Raw genomic sequence first — 17,664 nt, 5'->3', positions numbered from 1 at the left:
GGGACGTGGAGCCCGACCTGTTCACCGCAGCCGCAGAAGAACGCCAGGAGAAGGACCCGGCAGGGAGCCCCCTGGCCGTGCGGATGCGCCCGCGCACCCTCGACGAGGTGGTGGGCCAGCAGCACCTGCTGAAGCCCGGCTCGCCCCTGCGCCGACTGGTCGGCGAGGGCGCGGGCGGCCCCGCCGGACCGTCCTCGGTGATCCTCTGGGGCCCGCCCGGCACCGGCAAGACGACCCTGGCGTACGTGGTCTCGAAGGCCACCAACAAGCGCTTCGTCGAGCTGTCGGCGATCACCGCGGGCGTGAAGGAGGTCCGCGCGGTCATCGACGGCGCCCGCCGTGCCACCGGTGGGTACGGCCAGGAGACCGTCCTCTTCCTCGACGAGATCCACCGCTTCAGCAAGGCCCAGCAGGACTCCCTGCTGCCCGCGGTCGAGAACCGCTGGGTGACGCTCATCGCGGCGACGACGGAGAACCCGTACTTCTCGGTGATCTCCCCGCTGCTCTCCCGCTCCCTGCTGCTCACCCTCGAACCCCTCACGGACGACGACGTCCGCGGACTGCTCAAGCGGGCACTCGCCGACGAGCGGGGCCTGAAGGACGCGGTCGCCCTCCCGGACGACACGGAGGACCACCTCCTGCGCATCGCCGGCGGCGACGCCCGCCGCGCGCTGACCGCCCTGGAGGCCGCGGCCGGAGCCGCCCTCGACAAGGGCGAGCCGGAGATCTCCCTGACGACGCTGGAGGAGACGGTCGACCGGGCGGCGGTGAAGTACGACCGTGACGGCGACCAGCACTACGACGTCGCCAGCGCCCTCATCAAGTCCATCCGCGGCTCGGACGTCGACGCCGCGCTGCACTACCTGGCCCGGATGATCGAGGCCGGCGAGGACCCCCGCTTCATCGCCCGCCGCCTGATGATCTCGGCGAGCGAGGACATCGGCCTCGCCGATCCGAACGCCCTGCCGATCGCCGTCGCCGCCGCCCAGGCCGTCGCCATGATCGGCTTCCCCGAGGCGGCCCTCACCCTCAGCCACGCCACCATCGCCCTCGCCCTGGCCCCCAAGTCCAACTCCGCGACGACGGCGATCGGCGCCGCCCTGGACGACGTACGCAAGGGACTGGCCGGCGCCGTGCCGCCGCATCTGCGCGACGGCCACTACAAGGGCGCCGCCAAGCTCGGTCACGCGCAGGGGTACGTGTACCCGCACGACCTGGCCGAGGGCATCGCCGAGCAGCAGTACGCCCCGGACACCATCAAGGACCGCGAGTACTACACCCCGACCCGGCACGGCGCCGAGGCGCGGTACGCGGACGCGGTCGAGTGGACCAGGAAGCACCTCGGTCGCAGGCGGTCCTGAGGACCCTGTAGACTTCGCCGAAGTGCCGAGTCCCGCGCTGTCAGAGCGGGACATCCGGCCGGAACCCCCAGCGGGTTCCAGGAGCGTCGCGCACCGTCGAACGGTGTCGCGGGCAGCCCACCACCACCCGTCGCACGACGGGAGAGGCCGGTGGGCCGTTCGCGTGCTGCACGTATGTGCCCAGACCAGGGGAGCGGCTGCCCACCCCGTCCACCAGGGCGAGGCGGGATTCCCCGGCTGCGGATTGCGACCTCCCTCAACCCTGACGAGCCGAAGAATCTGAGAGAAGAGACTAAAGACAGTGGCGAACCAGTCCCGCCCCAAGGTCAAGAAGTCGCGTGCCCTCGGCATCGCGCTGACCCCGAAGGCCGTCAAGTACTTCGAGGCCCGTCCCTACCCGCCGGGTGAGCACGGCCGCGGCCGCAAGCAGAACTCGGACTACAAGGTCCGTCTGCTCGAGAAGCAGCGTCTGCGCGCGCAGTACGACGTGTCCGAGCGCCAGCTCGTCCGCGCCTACGAGCGTGCCTCCAAGGTCCAGGGCAAGACCGGTGAGGCCCTGATCATCGAGCTCGAGCGCCGTCTCGACGCCCTGGTCCTGCGTTCGGGCATCGCCCGCACCATCTACCAGGCCCGTCAGATGGTCGTGCACGGCCACATCGAGGTCAACGGCCAGAAGGTCGACAAGCCCTCCTTCCGCGTCCGTCCCGACGACGTCGTGATGGTCCGCGAGCGCAGCCGTGAGAAGACCCTCTTCTCCATCGCCCGTGAGGGCGGCTTCGCCCCCGAGGGCGAGACCCCGCGCTACCTCCAGGTGAACCTCAAGGCCCTGGCGTTCCGCCTGGACCGCGAGCCGAACCGCAAGGAGATCCCGGTGATCTGCGACGAGCAGCTCGTCGTCGAGTACTACGCCCGCTGATCACCGGCAGGCGGTAGCACCACCTCAGCCCGCCGTCTCCCCGCCCTTCCGGGCGCGGGAGGCGGCGGGTTCGTGCATGGTGCGGCCCGCCGTCGCATGCCGGACCTGGCCGCGCGGCGACGGTACGGCGTCCAGCGTCGGCTCCAGCGCCCGGGACACCGCCGCCTCCCGCACCAGCCGCGCCCCCTCGGCCACGCACTCGGTGTACCGCTCGTCGCCCAGCCGCTCCCGGGCCGTCGCCTCGCACAGCTCGTGCGGAGCGTCGTAGTAGGCCGAGCCGAACAGCGGCAGGCCCACCGACCGCCACATCCGCGACGCCGCTCCCTGCAGCACCGCGGCCTCTGCCGCGTCCCCCTGCGCCACGGTCACCAGGGCCAGCAGCTCCACCGCCAGCACCGAGCCGAGCAGGTCGTGGAAGGCGTGGGCGCCGGTGAGGCACTCGGTCAGCAGGGCGCGCGCCCGAGGGAGGTCGCCGTCGGCCCAGGCCGCGTACGCCAGGACGTACAGCGCATAGCCGCGGGTCCACCGCTCGCCGTGGTCCTCGCAGACCCGCCGCACGTCCTCGCACAGGCGCACCGCGTCCGGCAGGTCGCCCTGGAACGCGCGTGTCATCGCCAGTTCGACCTGGGCCATCAGCACGTTGCTGTTGAGCTCGCCGATCTCCTGGTAGCGCTCGAGTGCCGAGTGCAGCAGCCTCTCGGCGCGCTCCATGTCGTCGCTGACCAGGGCCAGGCATCCGGCGCGGTGCTCCGCGTACGCCGCCGCGGTCCGGTCGTCGACGCGCTCCGCCTCCTCGCGGCACTCCTGCAGCGCGGCCAGCGCGGGCACGGTGTCGCCCTGGAGGATCGCCACGTAGCCGAGCACCCACAGCGCCTTCAGCCGGGACTGCTCGTGCCCGGTGTCCAGCCGCACCGCCTGCTCCAGCCAGTGCCGGCCCTCCGAAAGACGCCCGCAGCCCGCCCAGTAGAACCACAGCGAGCCCGCCAGGTACTGCCCGAGATGCGCGTCGTCCGGCTCGTCCAGGCAGTGCTCCAGAGCGCTGCGCAGATTCGGCAGCTCCGCCTCCACGCGTGCGGCCACCTCGGTCTGGCGCGGTGAGAACCAGTCCAGCTCGCACCAGGTCGCGAGCCCGAGGTACCAGTCGCGGTGCCGCCGCCGCAGCCGGGCCGCGTCGCCCGTCGCCTCCAGCCACTCGGCGCCGTACGCGCGCACCGTGTCCAGCATCCGGTAGCGCGTGCCCGCCGGCGTCTCCTCGCGGGCGACCACCGACTGCGCGAGCAGTTCGGTGAGCACGTCCAGGACGTCGTCGGCCTTCAGGCCCTGCCCGCTGCACACGTACTCGACGGCCTCCAGGTCGAACTGCCCGGCGAACACCGACAGCCGCGACCACAGCAACCGCTCGCGGGGCGCGCACAGTTCATGGCTCCAGCCGATGGCCAGGCGCAGCGTCTGGTGGCGGGGCAGCGCGTCCCGCCCACCGCAGGTCAGCAGGCGGAAGCGGTCGTCCAGCCGGTCCAGCAGCTGCCGGGGGGAGAGGGCCCGCAGCCGTCCCGCGGCCAGTTCCACCGCGAGCGGGATCCCGTCCAGGCGCCGGCACACCTCGCGGAGTTCGGGGCCGTCCGCCGCGGCGGAGCCCTGCTCCGCCGCGCGGTTCAGCAGCAGCTCCACCGCCTCGTCCTCGTCCAGCGGTGTCAGCGGGAACACCCGCTCACCGGCCACGGCCAGCGGTCTGCGCCCCACCGCGAGCACCCTGAGCCCGCGCACCTTGCGCAGCAACTCGCCCACCAGCTCGGCGCAGGCCGAGACCAGATGCTCGAAACCGTCCAGAACGAGCAGCAGTTGACGCTCGGCGAGGTGCGCCAGCAGCGTCTCGCGCGGCGGCCGGGTGGTGTGGTCCGTCAGCCCCAGCGCCTCCACCAGGGCGTAGTCGACGAACGCCGGGTCGCGCACCGGCGCCAGCTCCACCCGCCACACGCCGTCGCGGGGCGCGCATCGCGCGGCCACCCGCGCCGCGAGCCGTGACTTGCCGACACCGCCCGCCCCGGTCACCGTGACCAGGCGTGCGGAGCCGAGCGACCGCGCCAGTGCGGCGAGTTCGGCCGAGCGTCCGACGAACGCGTTGAGCTCCAGCGGTACATTGCCGTCCATGAGTCCGTCGCCCCGTTGATGGTCCCGCATGGAATACGGAGCGTACTGAACCGTATTCACTCCGTACAATCGCTTCGCGCAACCCCGCAGCGCGCGACGGTAATCCGGTGCGGAGCTCCGCGCCCGGCGCGATAGGCTCGGTCCATTGCTTTTCGATGTTCAGGCACGTTTCAGGGAGCGGGTGCGAGAGGTGTCCGGTGGAGAGGTGGCCGGGATCCTGGTGGCCGTCTTCTGGGCGATCCTGGTCTCCTTCCTCGCCGTAGCGCTGGCGAGGCTGGCCCAGACGCTCAGGGCGACCACCAAGCTGGTGGCGGAGGTGACCGACCAGGCCGTGCCGCTGCTGTCCGACGCGTCCGCGGCGGTGCGCTCGGCGCAGACCCAGATCGACCGGGTCGACGCCATCGCCACCGACGTCCAGGAGGTCACGTCGAACGCGTCGGCGCTGTCCACCACCGTCGCCTCCACCTTCGGCGGCCCGCTGGTCAAGGTCGCGGCCTTCGGCTACGGCGTCCGCCGCGCCCTCGGCGCCCGCAAGGACGACGCGCCCGCCCGGACGTCGAGGGAGACCGTGATCATTGGCCGCACCGTCCCGGCCGCACGGCGGGAGAGGCGGAACAGGGGAAAGAGGGACTGAGCGACCGATGTTCCGCCGCACCTTCTGGTTCAGCACCGGCGTCGCCGCTGGTGTGTGGGCCACCACCAAGGTCAACCGCAAGCTCAAGCAGCTGACGCCCGAGAACCTCGCCGTGGCCGCCGCCAACAAGGCGATCGACGCCGGCCACCGGATCAAGGACCGGGCGGTCGGCTTCGCGCTGGACGTGCGCGACAACATGGCGCAGCGCGAGGAGGAGCTGGGCGAGGCCCTCGGCATCAACGCGGCCCCCGAACTCCCCGCGCCCCGGCGGTACACCGCCATCGAGAACCGCAGCACACCGAAGTACGTCGAGGGTTCGACGTACCAGACGTACTCGTACAACCGGAATGAGGACCACTGATGGAGTCGGCCGAGATTCGCCGCCGCTGGCTGAGCTTCTTCGAGGAGCGCGGGCACACCGTCGTCCCTTCGGCGTCGCTCATCGCGGACGACCCGACTCTGCTCCTCGTCCCGGCCGGCATGGTGCCCTTCAAGCCCTACTTCCTGGGTGAGGTCAAGCCGCCCTTCGACCGCGCCACCAGCGTGCAGAAGTGCGTGCGCACGCCGGACATCGAAGAGGTCGGCAAGACCACCCGCCACGGCACGTTCTTCCAGATGTGCGGCAACTTCTCCTTCGGCGACTACTTCAAGGAAGGTGCCATCACCTACGCCTGGGAGCTGCTCACCAGCCCCCAGGACAAGGGTGGTTACGGCCTGGAGCCGGAGAAGCTCTGGATCACCGTCTACAAGGACGACGACGAGGCCGAGCGCATCTGGCACGAGGTCGTCGGTGTGCCCAAGGAGCGCATCCAGCGCCTCGGCATGAAGGACAACTACTGGTCCATGGGCGTGCCCGGCCCCTGCGGCCCCTGCTCCGAGATCAACTACGACCGCGGCCCCGAGTTCGGCGCCGAGGGCGGCCCCGCCGTCAACGACGAGCGGTACGTGGAGATCTGGAACCTCGTCTTCATGCAGTACGAGCGGGGCGAGGGCATCGGCAAGGACAACTTCGAGATCCTCGGCGAACTGCCCAGCAAGAACATCGACACGGGCCTCGGCCTGGAGCGCCTCGCCATGATTCTGCAGGGCGTGCAGAACATGTACGAGATCGACACCTCCATGGCCGTCATCAAGAAGGCCACCGAGCTGACCGGCGTCCACTACGGCGCCGCCCACGCCTCGGACGTCTCCCTGCGCGTGGTCACCGACCACATGCGCACGTCCGTGATGCTCATCGGTGACGGCGTCACCCCCGGCAACGAGGGCCGCGGCTACGTGCTGCGCCGCATCATGCGCCGCGCCATCCGCAACATGCGCCTGCTCGGCGCCACCGGCCCGGTCGTCCTGGACCTCATCGACACCGTGATCGGCATGATGGGCCAGCAGTACCCCGAGCTGGTCACCGACCGCGAGCGCATCGAGAAGGTCGCCGTCGCCGAGGAGAACGCCTTCCTCAAGACGCTGAAGGCCGGCACCAACATCCTCGACACCGCCGTCACCGAGACCAAGGCCGCGGGCTCCTCGGTCCTGGCCGGCGACAAGGCGTTCCTGCTCCACGACACCTGGGGCTTTCCGATCGACCTCACCCTCGAGATGGCCGCCGAGCAGGGCCTGTCGGTGGACGAGGACGGCTTCCGCCGCCTGATGAAGGAGCAGCGGGAGCGCGCCAAGGCCGACGCCCAGGCCAAGAAGACCGGCCACGCCGGCGCCGGCGCCTACCGGGAGATCGCCGACAAGGTCGGCGAGACCGACTTCATCGGCTACAGCGAGACCGAGGGCGAGTCCACCGTCGTCGGCATCCTGGTCGACGGCGCCTCCTCCCCGGCCGCCACCGAGGGCGACGAGGTCGAGATCGTCCTCGACCGCACCCCCTTCTACGCCGAGGGCGGCGGCCAGATCGGCGACACCGGCCGGATCAAGGCCGACTCCGGTGCCGTCATCGAGATCCGCGACTGCCAGAAGCCGGTCCCGGGCGTCTACGTCCACAAGGGCGTCGTCCAGGTCGGCGAGATCACCGTCGGCGCCAAGGTGCACGCCTCCATCGACGGCCGCCGCCGTACGGCCATCGCCCGTGCGCACTCGGCCACGCACCTCACCCACCAGGCGCTGCGCGACGCCCTCGGCCCGACGGCCGCCCAGGCCGGTTCCGAGAACCAGCCCGGCCGTTTCCGCTTCGACTTCGGCTCGCCGTCCGCCGTTCCCACGGCCGTGATGAGCGACGTCGAGCAGAAGATCAACGAGGTGCTCGCCCGCGACCTCGACGTCCGCGCGGACGTCATGGGCATCGACGAGGCGAAGAAGCAGGGCGCCATCGCCGAGTTCGGCGAGAAGTACGGCGAGCGCGTGCGCGTCGTGACCATCGGCGACTTCTCCAAGGAGCTGTGCGGCGGCACGCACGTGCACAACACCTCCCAGCTCGGCCTGGTCAAGCTGCTCGGCGAGTCCTCCATCGGCTCGGGTGTCCGCCGTATCGAGGCCCTCGTCGGCGTGGACGCCTACAACTTCCTCGCCCGCGAGCACACGGTCGTCAACCAGCTGACCGAGCTGCTCAAGGGCCGCTCGGAGGAGCTGCCCGAGAAGGTCGCCTCGATGCTCGCCAAGCTCAAGGACGCCGAGAAGGAGATCGAGAAGTTCCGCGCCGAGAAGGTGCTGCAGGCCGCCGCCGGTCTCGCCGAGTCGGCCAAGGACGTCCGCGGCATCGCCGTCGTCACCGGCCAGGTCCCGGACGGCACCACCCCCGACGACCTGCGCAAGCTGGTCCTCGACGTGCGCGGCCGCATCCAGGGCGGACGGGCCGCCGTGGTCGCCCTGTTCACGGTCAACAACGGCAAGCCGCTGACGGTCATCGCCACCAACGACGCCGCCCGTGAGCGCGGCCTGAAGGCCGGCGACCTGGTCCGTACGGCGGCCAAGACCCTCGGCGGCGGCGGTGGCGGCAAGCCGGACGTCGCCCAGGGCGGCGGCCAGAACCCGGCCGCGATCGGCGAGGCCGTCGACGCCGTCGAGCGTCTCGTGGCGGACACCGCGAAGTGACGATGCGCAGAGGCCGCCGGCTCGCGGTCGACGTCGGGGACGCCAGGATCGGGGTCGCCTCGTGCGACCCCGACGGGATCCTCGCCACCCCGGTGGAGACGGTCCCCGGACGGGACATCCCCGCGGCCCACCGGCGGCTGAGGCAGCTGGTCGAGGAGTACGAGCCGATCGAGGTCGTCGTCGGACTGCCCCGCTCCCTCAAGGGGGGCGAGGGCCCGGCCGCGGTGAAGGTCCGCGGCTTCGCCCAGGAGCTCGCCAAGGGCATCGCCCCGATCCCGGTGCGCCTCGTCGACGAGCGGATGACGACGGTGACGGCGAGCCAGGGGCTGCGGGCCTCGGGCGTGAAATCCAGGAAGGGCCGCTCGGTCATCGACCAGGCAGCCGCTGTGATCATCCTCCAGCAGGCGCTCGAATCCGAACGGGTGTCAGGTAAAGCACCCGGCGAGGGCGTCGAAGTGGTCATCTGATCGCGATACGGTAACGTTCCGCGCGATTGCGCCGCTGTTCGAACAGCGGGTGCACAGCAAGAGGCGGGACGGATACCCGGCCAAAAGCCGCGTAACCGCCGCCTCGCGGCTCTAGGGGATCGATGACTGAGTATGGCCGGGGCCAAGGCTCCGAACCGTGGAATCCGGAGGACCCGCTCTACGGGAACGACGGATGGGGAGGACAGCAGGCCCAGACGGGCGAGCAGTCCTCCTACGGCGGCCAGCCGCAGCACTACCCTGAGCAGCCGCAGCAGCAGCACTACGGCGACTGGAGCCAGGGCGGCCAGTCCGCCTACGGCCAGGACCAGCAGCAGTACCAGGGCTACGACCAGCAGTACTACGCAGGTCACGGCCAGCAGCAGTACCACCAGGGCCAGCAGCAGTACCAAGGTCAGCAGACCTACGACCAGGGCAGCTGGGGCACCGGCACGCACGTCCAGTACACCGATCCCTCGGACCCGTACGGCCCGCAGGCCGCCTCCTACGGCGGCGAGCAGCCCGACCAGTACGGCACGCCCGACGCCTATCCGCCGCCCGAGCCACCGGCCCGCAGGCAGGCCGAGCCCCAGCCGCAGACCGATTGGGACCCCGGCCCCGACCAGGGCGAACACGCCTTCTTCGCCGGCGGCGACGATGACGACGAGGACGACGACACACCGGGCGGCCGCAAGGGCCGCGGCGGCAGGAAACCGAAGAAGCGCCGCAGCGGATGCGCCTGCCTCGTCCTGGTGGCGATCTTCGCGGGCGGCGTCGCCGGCGTCGGCTACTTCGGCTACCACTTCTACCAGGATCGTTTCGGCCCGTCCCCGGACTACGCGGGAGAGGGCAACGGCCAGCAGGTCACCGTCGTCATCCCCAAGGGCGCCGGCGGCTATGTGATCGGCCAGAAGCTCAAGGAGGCGGGCGTCGTCGAGTCCGTCGACGCCTTCGTCTCCGCGCAGCAGTCGAACCCCAAGGGCAAGACGATCCAGGACGGCGTCTACACGCTGCAGAAGCAGATGTCGGCCGCGAGTGCGGTCGAACTGATGCTCAGTCCGAAGAGCCGCAGCAACCTGATCATCGCCGAGGGCATGCGCAACACCGCGGTCTACACGCTGATCGACAAGCGCCTCGGAGTCACCGAGGGCACCACGGCGAAGATCGCCAAACAGGACTACAAGAAGCTCGGCCTGCCCGCCTGGGCGCTGAACCACCCGAACCTCAAGGACCCGCTGGAAGGATTCCTCTACCCCTCCAGCTACGCGGTCTCCAAGGGGCAGAAGCCGGAGGCCGTCCTGAAGGACATGGTCTCCCGGGCGAACGACACCTACGAGGAGCTCGGCCTGGAGAAGAAGGCGAAGAGCCTCGGACTCTCCGGCCCCTGGCAGCTGCTCACCGTGGCCAGCCTGGTGCAGGCCGAGGGCACGAGCCACGACGACTTCCGCAAGATGGCCGAGGTCGTCTACAACCGCCTCAAGCCCGGCAACCCCGAGACCTACGGCTCGCTCGAGTTCGACTCCACGTACAACTACGTGAAGAACCAGAGCAAGATCGACCTGAGCATCGCCGAGCTGCGCAAGTACAACAACCCGTACAACACGTACTACATCAAGGGCCTGCCGCCCGGCCCCATCGACAACCCCGGCGCCGAGGCGATCAAGGGTTCGCTCGACCCCACGCACGACGGCTGGTACTACTTCATCTCGTTGGACGGCAAGACCAGCAAGTTCACCAAGACGCTCGCGGAGCACAACAAGCTGGTCGACGAATTCAATGCGTCGAGGAACAAGAACTGATGACGACGACCCGGCGGGCGGCCGTGCTCGGCTCGCCCATCGCCCACTCCCTGTCCCCGCGGCTGCACACCGCGGGATACCGAGCGCTCGGCCTGGAGGGCTGGTCGTACGACAGGTTCGAGATCGACGAGGCGGCGCTGCCCGGGTTCTTCGAGACGCTCGGTCCCGAGTGGGCGGGGCTGTCCCTGACGATGCCGCTCAAGCGGGCCGTGATACCGCTGCTCGACGAGATCAGCGACACGGCGGCGTCGGTCGAGGCCGTCAACACCGTGGTGTTCGGGCCCGACGGGCGCCGGGTCGGCGACAACACCGACATCCCCGGACTGGTGGCCGCGCTGCACGAGCGCGGCGTGGAGAAGACCGAGTCGGCGGCGATCCTCGGGGCCGGGGCCACCGCCTCCTCCGCGCTCGCGGCGCTCGCCCGCATCTGCACCGGTGAGGTCGCCGTGTACGTCCGCAGCGAGCGGCGCGCGGACGAGATGCGGCAGTGGGGCGAGCGGCTCGGCGTCCAGGTCCGCCCGGCCGACTGGGCCGACGCGGAACACGCCTTCGAGGCACCCCTGGTGATCTCCACGACGCCCGCCGGCGGCACCGACGCGCTGGCCGAGCGGCTGCCCGCACAGGTCGGCACCCTCTTCGACGTCCTCTACGAACCGTGGCCCACGCCGCTCGCCGCGGCCTGGGAGGCGCGCGGCGGACAGGTGCTCAGCGGCCTCGACCTGCTGGTGCACCAGGCCGTCTTCCAGTTCCGCCGGTTCACCGGCGATCCGCGCTCGCCGCTGGCCGCGATGCGCGAGGCCGCGCAGTCCCGCTGACCGGTCCGCCCCCACCCTCGCCGGCGTCCGGCGCGGATCCCCCTCGTGCCGCCCCTGTCCGTCTGCCGGACCGCGGGCAACCGTGCCCCGCGGACGTGGGAGGATCGGAGGTGGCGGGCCGGAGCCGCGCACCTGGTCACGCCGTCGCCGTACGCGAGGAAGCGCGTACGCAGGGCAGTACCGGGGCGCGAGCACTGAGGAGCACCGTTGAGCAGGTTGCGCTGGCTGACCGCGGGGGAGTCCCACGGTCCCGCACTCGTGGCGACGCTGGAGGGCCTTCCGGCCGGCGTGCCGATCACGACGGAGATGGTGGCGGACCACCTGGCCCGGCGCCGGCTCGGTTATGGACGCGGTGCGCGGATGAAGTTCGAGCGGGACGAGGTCACCTTCCTGGGTGGTGTGCGGCACGGTCTGACGCTGGGTTCCCCGGTGGCGATCATGGTGGGCAACACCGAGTGGCCGAAGTGGGAACAGGTCATGGCGGCCGACCCGGTCGACGCGGAGATCCTCGCCGGGCTGGCCCGCAACGCGCCGCTGACCCGTCCGCGTCCCGGTCACGCGGACCTGGCGGGCATGCAGAAGTACGGCTTCGACGAGGCGCGGCCGATCCTGGAGCGGGCCTCCGCGCGGGAGACGGCGGCCCGGGTCGCGCTGGGCGCGGTGGCGCGGTCGTACCTGAAGGAGACGGCCGGCATCGAGATCGTCAGCCATGTCGTGGAGCTGTGCTCGGTGAAGGCGCCGCAGGGCGTGTACCCGACGCCGGCGGACGTGGAGCGGCTGGACGCGGATCCGCTGCGCTGCCTGGACGCGGACGCGTCGAAGGCGATGGTGGCGGAGGTCGACCAGGCCCACAAGGACGGCGACACCCTCGGCGGTGTGGTCGAGGTGCTCGCCTACGACGTGCCGGTGGGCCTGGGCTCGCACGTGCACTGGGACCGCAAGCTGGACGCCCGGCTGGCGGGCGCGCTGATGGGCATCCAGGCGATCAAGGGTGTGGAGATCGGCGACGGGTTCGAGCTGGCGCGGGTGCCGGGCTCGAAGGCGCACGACGAGATCGTGAACACGCCGGAGGGCATCCGGCGGGTGTCGGGCCGCTCCGGGGGTACCGAGGGCGGTCTGAGCACGGGTGAGCTGTTGCGGGTGCGGGCGGCGATGAAGCCGATCGCGACCGTGCCGCGGGCGCTGCAGACGGTGGACGTGGCCACCGGCGAGGCGACGCAGGCGCACCACCAGCGCTCGGACGTGTCCGCGGTGCCGGCCGCCGGCATCGTCGCCGAGGCCATGGTGGCGCTGGTGCTGGCGGACGCGGTGGCGGAGAAGTTCGGCGGTGACAACGTCACCGAGACCCGCCGCAACGTGCGTTCCTACCTCGAGAACCTGGCCATCCGGTGAGCGCGGCGCCGGTGGTGGTGCTGGTGGGCCCGATGGGCGTGGGCAAGTCGACGGTGGGGCAGCTGCTGGCCGGGCGGCTCTCGGTCGGCTACCGCGACACCGACGACGACATCGTGGCCGAGCAGGGCCGCTCGATCGCGGAGATCTTCGTCGACGAGGGCGAGGAGACCTTCCGCGCGATCGAGAAGCAGGCGGTGCACCGGGCGCTGGCCGGGCACGACGGCGTGCTGGCGCTCGGCGGCGGCGCGATCCTGGACGCGGACACCCGGGCCCTGCTGGCCGGGCAGCGCGTCGTCTACCTCTCGATGGACGTCGAGGAGGCGGTCAAGCGCACCGGCCTGAACACCGCCCGCCCGCTGCTCGCGGTCAACCCGCGCAAGCAGTGGCGCGAGCTGATGGAGGCCCGGCGCTCGCTGTACGAGCAGGTCGCCACGGCGGTCGTGGCCACCGACGGCCGCACCCCTGAAGAGGTCGCCCAAGTCGCCCTGGACGCACTGGAGTTGAAGGAAGCATGAGCGAGGCAGTCACCCGGATCCAGGTCGGCGGGAGCGCGGGCAGCGACCCGTACGAGGTCCTGGTGGGCCGTCAGCTCCTGGGCGAGCTGGCCACGTTGGTGGGGGAGCGGGCCAAGCGCGTCGCGGTGATCCACCCCGAGGCGCTGGCCGAGACCGGCGACGCCCTGCGCGCCGATCTCGCCGGGCAGGGCTTCGAGGCCGTGGCCATCCAGGTGCCCAACGCGGAGGAGGCCAAGACCGCCGAGGTCGCCGCCTACTGCTGGAAGGCGCTCGGCCAGTCCGGCTTCACCCGCTCCGACGTGATCGTGGGCGTGGGCGGCGGCGCCACCACCGACCTCGCCGGGTTCGTCGCGGCGACCTGGCTGCGCGGGGTGCGCTGGATCGCCATCCCGACCACGGTCCTCGCGATGGTGGACGCCGCGGTCGGCGGCAAGACCGGCATCAACACCGCCGAGGGCAAGAACCTGGTGGGCGCCTTCCACCCGCCCGCCGGCGTGCTGTGCGACCTGGCCGCGCTGGACTCCCTCCCGGTCAACGACTACGTCTCCGGGCTCGCCGAGATCATCAAGGCCGGCTTCATCGCCGACCCGGTGATCCTGGAGCTGATCGAGGCGGACCCGCAGGCGGCGCGCACACCGGCCGGCCCGCACACCGCCGAGCTCATCGAGCGCTCGATCCGGGTCAAGGCCGAGGTCGTCTCCTCCGACCTGAAGGAGGCCGGTCTGCGGGAGATCCTCAACTACGGCCACACGCTGGGCCACGCGATCGAGAAGAACGAGCGCTACAAGTGGCGGCACGGCGCCGCGGTCGCGGTCGGCATGCACTTCGCTGCCGAACTCGGCCGTCTGGCGGGCCGGTTGGACGACGCCACGGCCGACCGGCACCGCACGGTCCTGGAGTCGGTCGGACTGCCGCTGCACTACCGCCACGACCAGTGGCCCAAGCTGCTGGAGACGATGAAGGTCGACAAGAAGTCCCGCGGCGACCTGCTGCGGTTCATCGTCCTGGACGGCCTGGCCAAGCCGACCGTTCTGGAGGGTCCCGACCCCGCCGTGCTGCTCGCCGCGTACGGCGAGGTGGGGGAGTAAGTCCGCCCGAGCGTCATCCGTCCGATTTGCCTTGCGTGACTGGGCACTTCGAGCCTTCCCCGGCCGTTCACCAAACGGCGGCCGGGGAAGGTACCGTTCGGTAGCGAGCGGGACTCGGCCTCGCTGCCGGCGCCGATCGCCCGCGGCGACACCGAGCCCATTGAGAACGAGACGGAGTGGCACCGGATGCAGCACGCAGTGGGTTCTCCGCTGCCGCCGCCCCATCAGCCGGGGCACGGACCGGCCGCCGGCTGGTCGCCGGCCGCGCACCACCCGGGTCCGCATCAGGCGGACCCGCACCAGGGCCCGCCCCCAGTGCCCCCGCCGCCTCCGGCCCCGGGCCATCCGCAGGCGCCCGTGGCGCCGGCCCCGCCGCAGCACGTCCCCGCCCCGCCGCCGGACACCACCGGCCATGTCCCGCTGCCGCCCGGTGGCCCGGTCGCCATGCCCAGCGCGCCGCAGGCCCCGAGCGCGCCGGACCTGGCGGGCACGACCCTCGCGGTGCTGCTCATCGGCCCCGCGGGCGCCGGCAAGACCAGCGTCGCGAAGTACTGGGCGGAGCACCGCCGCGTCCCCACCGCCCACATCAGCCTCGACGACGTGCGCGAATGGGTCCGCTCGGGCTTCGCCGACCCGCAGTCGGGGTGGAACGACCACTCGGAGGCGCAGTACCGCCTCGCCCGCCGCACCTGCGGCTTCGCGGCCCGCAACTTCCTGGCCAACGGCATCTCCTGCATCCTCGACGACGCGGTCTTCCCCGACCGCCCCGTCGTCGGCCTCGGCGGCTGGAAGCGCCATGTGGGCCCCGGCCTGCTGCCGGTCGTGCTGCTGCCCGGCCTGGAGATCGTGCTCGAGCGCAACGCGGAACGTTCCGGCAACCGCCGCCTCACCGACGAGGAGGTCGCGCGCATCCACGGCCGCATGGCGGGGTGGTACGGCTCGGGCCTGCCGATCATCGACAACTCCCAGCTGGACGTCCCGGCGACGGCCCGCGTCCTCGACGACGTCCTGGCCCGGTCGATCGCGAGTCCGCCCGCCTGGTAGCCGATCCGGCGCCCCCGTCCCCCAGAGGCACCTCCCAACCGGCACAAATCACCCACCGCTCCTACGCTCGAGTCATGTCAGAGGTGTACGAGAGCCGCCGCAGGCGGCTCCGCGAGCAGTGCCGGGCGAGCGGCAGCGCGGCCGCGCTGATCTCGCGCCCTGCCAACGTCCGTTACCTCGCGGGCACGGCCCCGCGCGGCGCCGTCCTGCTCCTGGGCAAGACCGAGGACGTGCTGCTCTGCGCGGGCCCGCCGGACGACCGCCCCGCGGACGGCCGGGCGGACGACGCCCTGCGCGCGCAGACCCTGCCCGGCACGGCCGGCGATCCCGCCGTGGCCGCCGCCGACCTCGCCGAGGCGCAGCGGGCCGACACCCTCGCCGTGGAGGAGCACCACCTCACCGTGGCGCGGCACCGCGCCATCCGCTCGGTCGTCCCGCGGCTGCGCCTCACCGATCTCGCGGCCTCCGTCGAGCAGCTCAGGATCGTCAAGGACGAGGAGGAGATCTCCTGTCTGCGCATCGGCGCGGAGATCGCCGACCAGGCCCTGGGCGAACTCCTGGAGTCCATCCTGGTCGGCCGCACCGAACGGCATCTCGCGCTGGAACTGGAGCGGCGCCTCGTCGACCACGGCGCCGACGGTCCCGCCTTCCCGACCTCCGTGGCCACCGGCCCGAACTCCGGCCGCCGCGGCCACCGGCCCACCGACCGCCGCGTCGAGGAGGGCGACTTCCTCTCGGTCTGCCTGGGCGCCAACTACCGCGGCTACCGCTGCGAGATCGGCCGCACCTTCGTCATCGGCACGTCTCCCGCGGACTGGCAGATCGAGCTCTACGACCTCGTCTTCGCCGCCCAGCGGGCCGGCCGGGAGGCGCTCGTGCCCGGGGCGGCCTGCCGTGACGTGGACCGGGCCGCCCGCCAGGTGCTGGGCTCCGCGGGGCACGCCGAAGGGCTGCCGCCCCTGACGGGGCACGGCGTGGGACTCGAAATCGACGAGGACCCGCAGCTGGCCCCTGCGGCCATGGGTAAACTGGACGCTTGCGTGCCGGTCACCGTCGAACCGGGGGTCCACCTCCCGGGCCGGGGCGGCGTCCGGATCGATGACACGCTCGTCGTCCGCCCCGAGGCGGACGGCGGACCCGAGCTACTCACCATCACGACCAAGGAGCTGCTCGCACTCTAGGCAAGGTGCGCGCGCCGGGGTCGTCCACGTCAGTCCAGGAGATTCCGCAACCGTGGCTTCCACGAACGACCTCAAGAACGGCCTTGTGCTCAAGCTCGAAGGCGGCCAGCTCTGGTCCGTCGTCGAGTTCCAGCACGTCAAGCCCGGCAAGGGCCCGGCCTTCGTGCGCACCAAGCTCAAGAACGTGCTCTCCGGCAAGGTCGTCGACAAGACGTTCAACGCCGGCGTCAAGGTCGAGACGGCCACTGTCGACAAGCGCGACATGCAGTTCTCGTACATGGACGGCGAGTACTTCGTCTTCATGGACATGGAGACCTACGACCAGCTGATGGTCGACCGCAAGGCCGTCGGCGACGCCGCCAACTTCCTGATCGAGGGCTTCACCGCCACCGTCGCGCAGCACGAGGGCGAGGTGCTCTTCGTCGAGCTGCCGGCCGCCGTCGAGCTCGTCATCCAGGAGACCGAGCCGGGCGTCCAGGGCGACCGCTCCACCGGCGGCACCAAGCCCGCCACGCTGGAGACCGGCCACCAGATCCAGGTCCCGCTCTTCATCACCACCGGCGAGAAGATCAAGGTCGACACCCGTACGAGCGACTACCTCGGCCGGGTGAACAGCTAACCGTGGCTGCCCGCAACACGGCCCGCAAGCGCGCCTTCCAGATCCTCTTCGAGGGCGACCAGCGCGGCGCCGACGTCCTGACGGTCCTCGCGGACTGGATCCGGCTGTCCCGGGACGACACCCGGCAGCCTCCGGTCAGCGAGTACACGATGCAGCTCGTGGAGGGCTACGCGAAGCACGCGAAGCGCATCGACGAGCTGCTCGCCCAGTACTCGGTGGGCTGGACGCTCGACCGCATGCCGGTGGTGGACCGGAACGTGCTGCGTCTCGGTGCCTACGAGCTGATCTGGGCCGACGAGACGCCGGACGCCGTCGTGCTGGACGAGATGGTGCAGCTGGCGAAGGAGTTCTCCACGGACGAGTCGCCCGCGTTCGTCAACGGTCTGCTGGGCCGGCTCAAGGAGCTGAAGCCCTCGCTGCGCCGGGAGGACGAGGCGTAGTACAGGCAGGCATGTGCCAGGGGGCCCGCGGCGTGAGCGCTGCGGGCCCCCTGGCGTGTCGGGCCGTGCCCTGAGGCGCCTGGGGGCCCCGGGCACCTCCGAAGGCCGCAGAAAGCCGCCGGGGGGGGGGGGAGGAAGGAGGGGTGGGGTGCCCCCCAGGGAGAGGTGTTTCTTTGGGGGGGTTGGGGGCTGTCCGGTGGGGCACGATGGTGTGG

General features: G+C 71.5%; 16 protein-coding genes. 15 read left to right on the top strand and 1 reads right to left on the bottom strand.

From position 1 onward, the window contains the following. The first annotated feature begins 5 nt into the window (after positions 1-5). Positions 6-1,361, top strand: a complete 1,356-nt coding sequence (locus ACFU97_RS36080; RefSeq protein ID WP_384264963.1) for a replication-associated recombination protein A — start codon at positions 6-8, stop codon at positions 1,359-1,361. 301 nt (positions 1,362-1,662) lie between these two features. Continuing rightward, positions 1,663-2,277, top strand: coding sequence for a 30S ribosomal protein S4 (rpsD, locus tag ACFU97_RS36075; RefSeq protein WP_015661793.1), 615 nt, complete (start codon positions 1,663-1,665; stop codon positions 2,275-2,277). A 24-nt stretch (positions 2,278-2,301) separates the two neighbouring features. Here rpsD and ACFU97_RS36070 read toward each other — a convergent pair whose 3' ends face one another. After that, the gene (locus tag ACFU97_RS36070; protein WP_384264961.1) at positions 2,302-4,455 is read right to left on the bottom strand and encodes an ATP-binding protein; all 2,154 of its coding nucleotides are present in this window, start codon (positions 4,453-4,455) and stop codon (positions 2,302-2,304) included. 151 nt (positions 4,456-4,606) lie between these two features. Between ACFU97_RS36070 and ACFU97_RS36065 the strand changes: the two genes are divergently transcribed. The 13 genes from ACFU97_RS36065 (at position 4,607) to nusB (ending at position 17,449) form a co-directional block, all read left to right on the top strand. Further along, positions 4,607-5,059 (top strand): DUF948 domain-containing protein, encoded by a 453-nt coding sequence (locus ACFU97_RS36065; protein ID WP_384264960.1) that lies wholly within the window; start codon positions 4,607-4,609, stop codon positions 5,057-5,059. Positions 5,060-5,066: 7 nt separating this feature from the next. Further along, the gene (locus ACFU97_RS36060) at positions 5,067-5,420 is read left to right on the top strand and encodes a hypothetical protein (RefSeq protein ID WP_384264959.1); all 354 of its coding nucleotides are present in this window, start codon (positions 5,067-5,069) and stop codon (positions 5,418-5,420) included. Further along, on the top strand, positions 5,420-8,092 hold the full coding sequence (alaS, locus tag ACFU97_RS36055) for an alanine--tRNA ligase (RefSeq protein WP_384264958.1): 2,673 nt from the start codon (positions 5,420-5,422) through the stop codon (positions 8,090-8,092). Before ACFU97_RS36060 ends, alaS begins: the two co-directional genes overlap by 1 nt. A 2-nt stretch (positions 8,093-8,094) precedes the next feature. Continuing rightward, the gene (ruvX, locus tag ACFU97_RS36050; protein WP_384265062.1) at positions 8,095-8,559 is read left to right on the top strand and encodes a Holliday junction resolvase RuvX; all 465 of its coding nucleotides are present in this window, start codon (positions 8,095-8,097) and stop codon (positions 8,557-8,559) included. 122 nt (positions 8,560-8,681) lie between these two features. Then, entirely contained in the window at positions 8,682-10,355 is a 1,674-nt protein-coding gene (gene mltG, locus ACFU97_RS36045; protein WP_384264957.1) for an endolytic transglycosylase MltG, read from the top strand. After that, complete coding sequence (locus ACFU97_RS36040) at positions 10,355-11,170, top strand: shikimate dehydrogenase (protein WP_384264956.1); 816 nt, start codon at positions 10,355-10,357, stop codon at positions 11,168-11,170. The genes mltG and ACFU97_RS36040 overlap by 1 nt, the downstream gene beginning before the upstream one ends. Positions 11,171-11,377: 207 nt before the next feature. After that, positions 11,378-12,562 carry a chorismate synthase gene (aroC, locus tag ACFU97_RS36035; RefSeq protein ID WP_384264955.1) on the top strand — a complete coding sequence of 395 codons (1,185 nt, stop codon included), beginning with the start codon at positions 11,378-11,380 and terminating at the stop codon, positions 12,560-12,562. Beyond that, complete coding sequence (locus ACFU97_RS36030; RefSeq protein ID WP_384264954.1) at positions 12,559-13,077, top strand: shikimate kinase; 519 nt, start codon at positions 12,559-12,561, stop codon at positions 13,075-13,077. Before aroC ends, ACFU97_RS36030 begins: the two co-directional genes overlap by 4 nt. After that, positions 13,074-14,165 (top strand): 3-dehydroquinate synthase, encoded by a 1,092-nt coding sequence (gene aroB / locus ACFU97_RS36025; RefSeq protein WP_384264952.1) that lies wholly within the window; start codon positions 13,074-13,076, stop codon positions 14,163-14,165. The genes ACFU97_RS36030 and aroB overlap by 4 nt, the downstream gene beginning before the upstream one ends. A 186-nt stretch (positions 14,166-14,351) precedes the next feature. After that, complete coding sequence (locus tag ACFU97_RS36020; protein WP_384264951.1) at positions 14,352-15,209, top strand: Pro-rich N-terminal domain-containing protein; 858 nt, start codon at positions 14,352-14,354, stop codon at positions 15,207-15,209. Between the two features lie 74 nt (positions 15,210-15,283). After that, positions 15,284-16,390 (top strand): aminopeptidase P family protein, encoded by a 1,107-nt coding sequence (locus ACFU97_RS36015; protein ID WP_384264949.1) that lies wholly within the window; start codon positions 15,284-15,286, stop codon positions 16,388-16,390. A gap of 52 nt (positions 16,391-16,442) precedes the next feature. Next, complete coding sequence (gene efp / locus ACFU97_RS36010; protein WP_033532566.1) at positions 16,443-17,009, top strand: elongation factor P; 567 nt, start codon at positions 16,443-16,445, stop codon at positions 17,007-17,009. A 2-nt stretch (positions 17,010-17,011) separates the two neighbouring features. Next, positions 17,012-17,449, top strand: a complete 438-nt coding sequence (gene nusB / locus ACFU97_RS36005; RefSeq protein WP_384264948.1) for a transcription antitermination factor NusB — start codon at positions 17,012-17,014, stop codon at positions 17,447-17,449. The last annotated feature ends 215 nt before the right edge of the window (positions 17,450-17,664 follow it).

The organism is Streptomyces sp. NPDC057616 (assembly GCF_042800575.1).
GTDB lineage: Bacteria > Actinomycetota > Actinomycetes > Streptomycetales > Streptomycetaceae > Streptomyces.
This window is presented reverse-complemented; position numbering and strand designations above follow the sequence as displayed.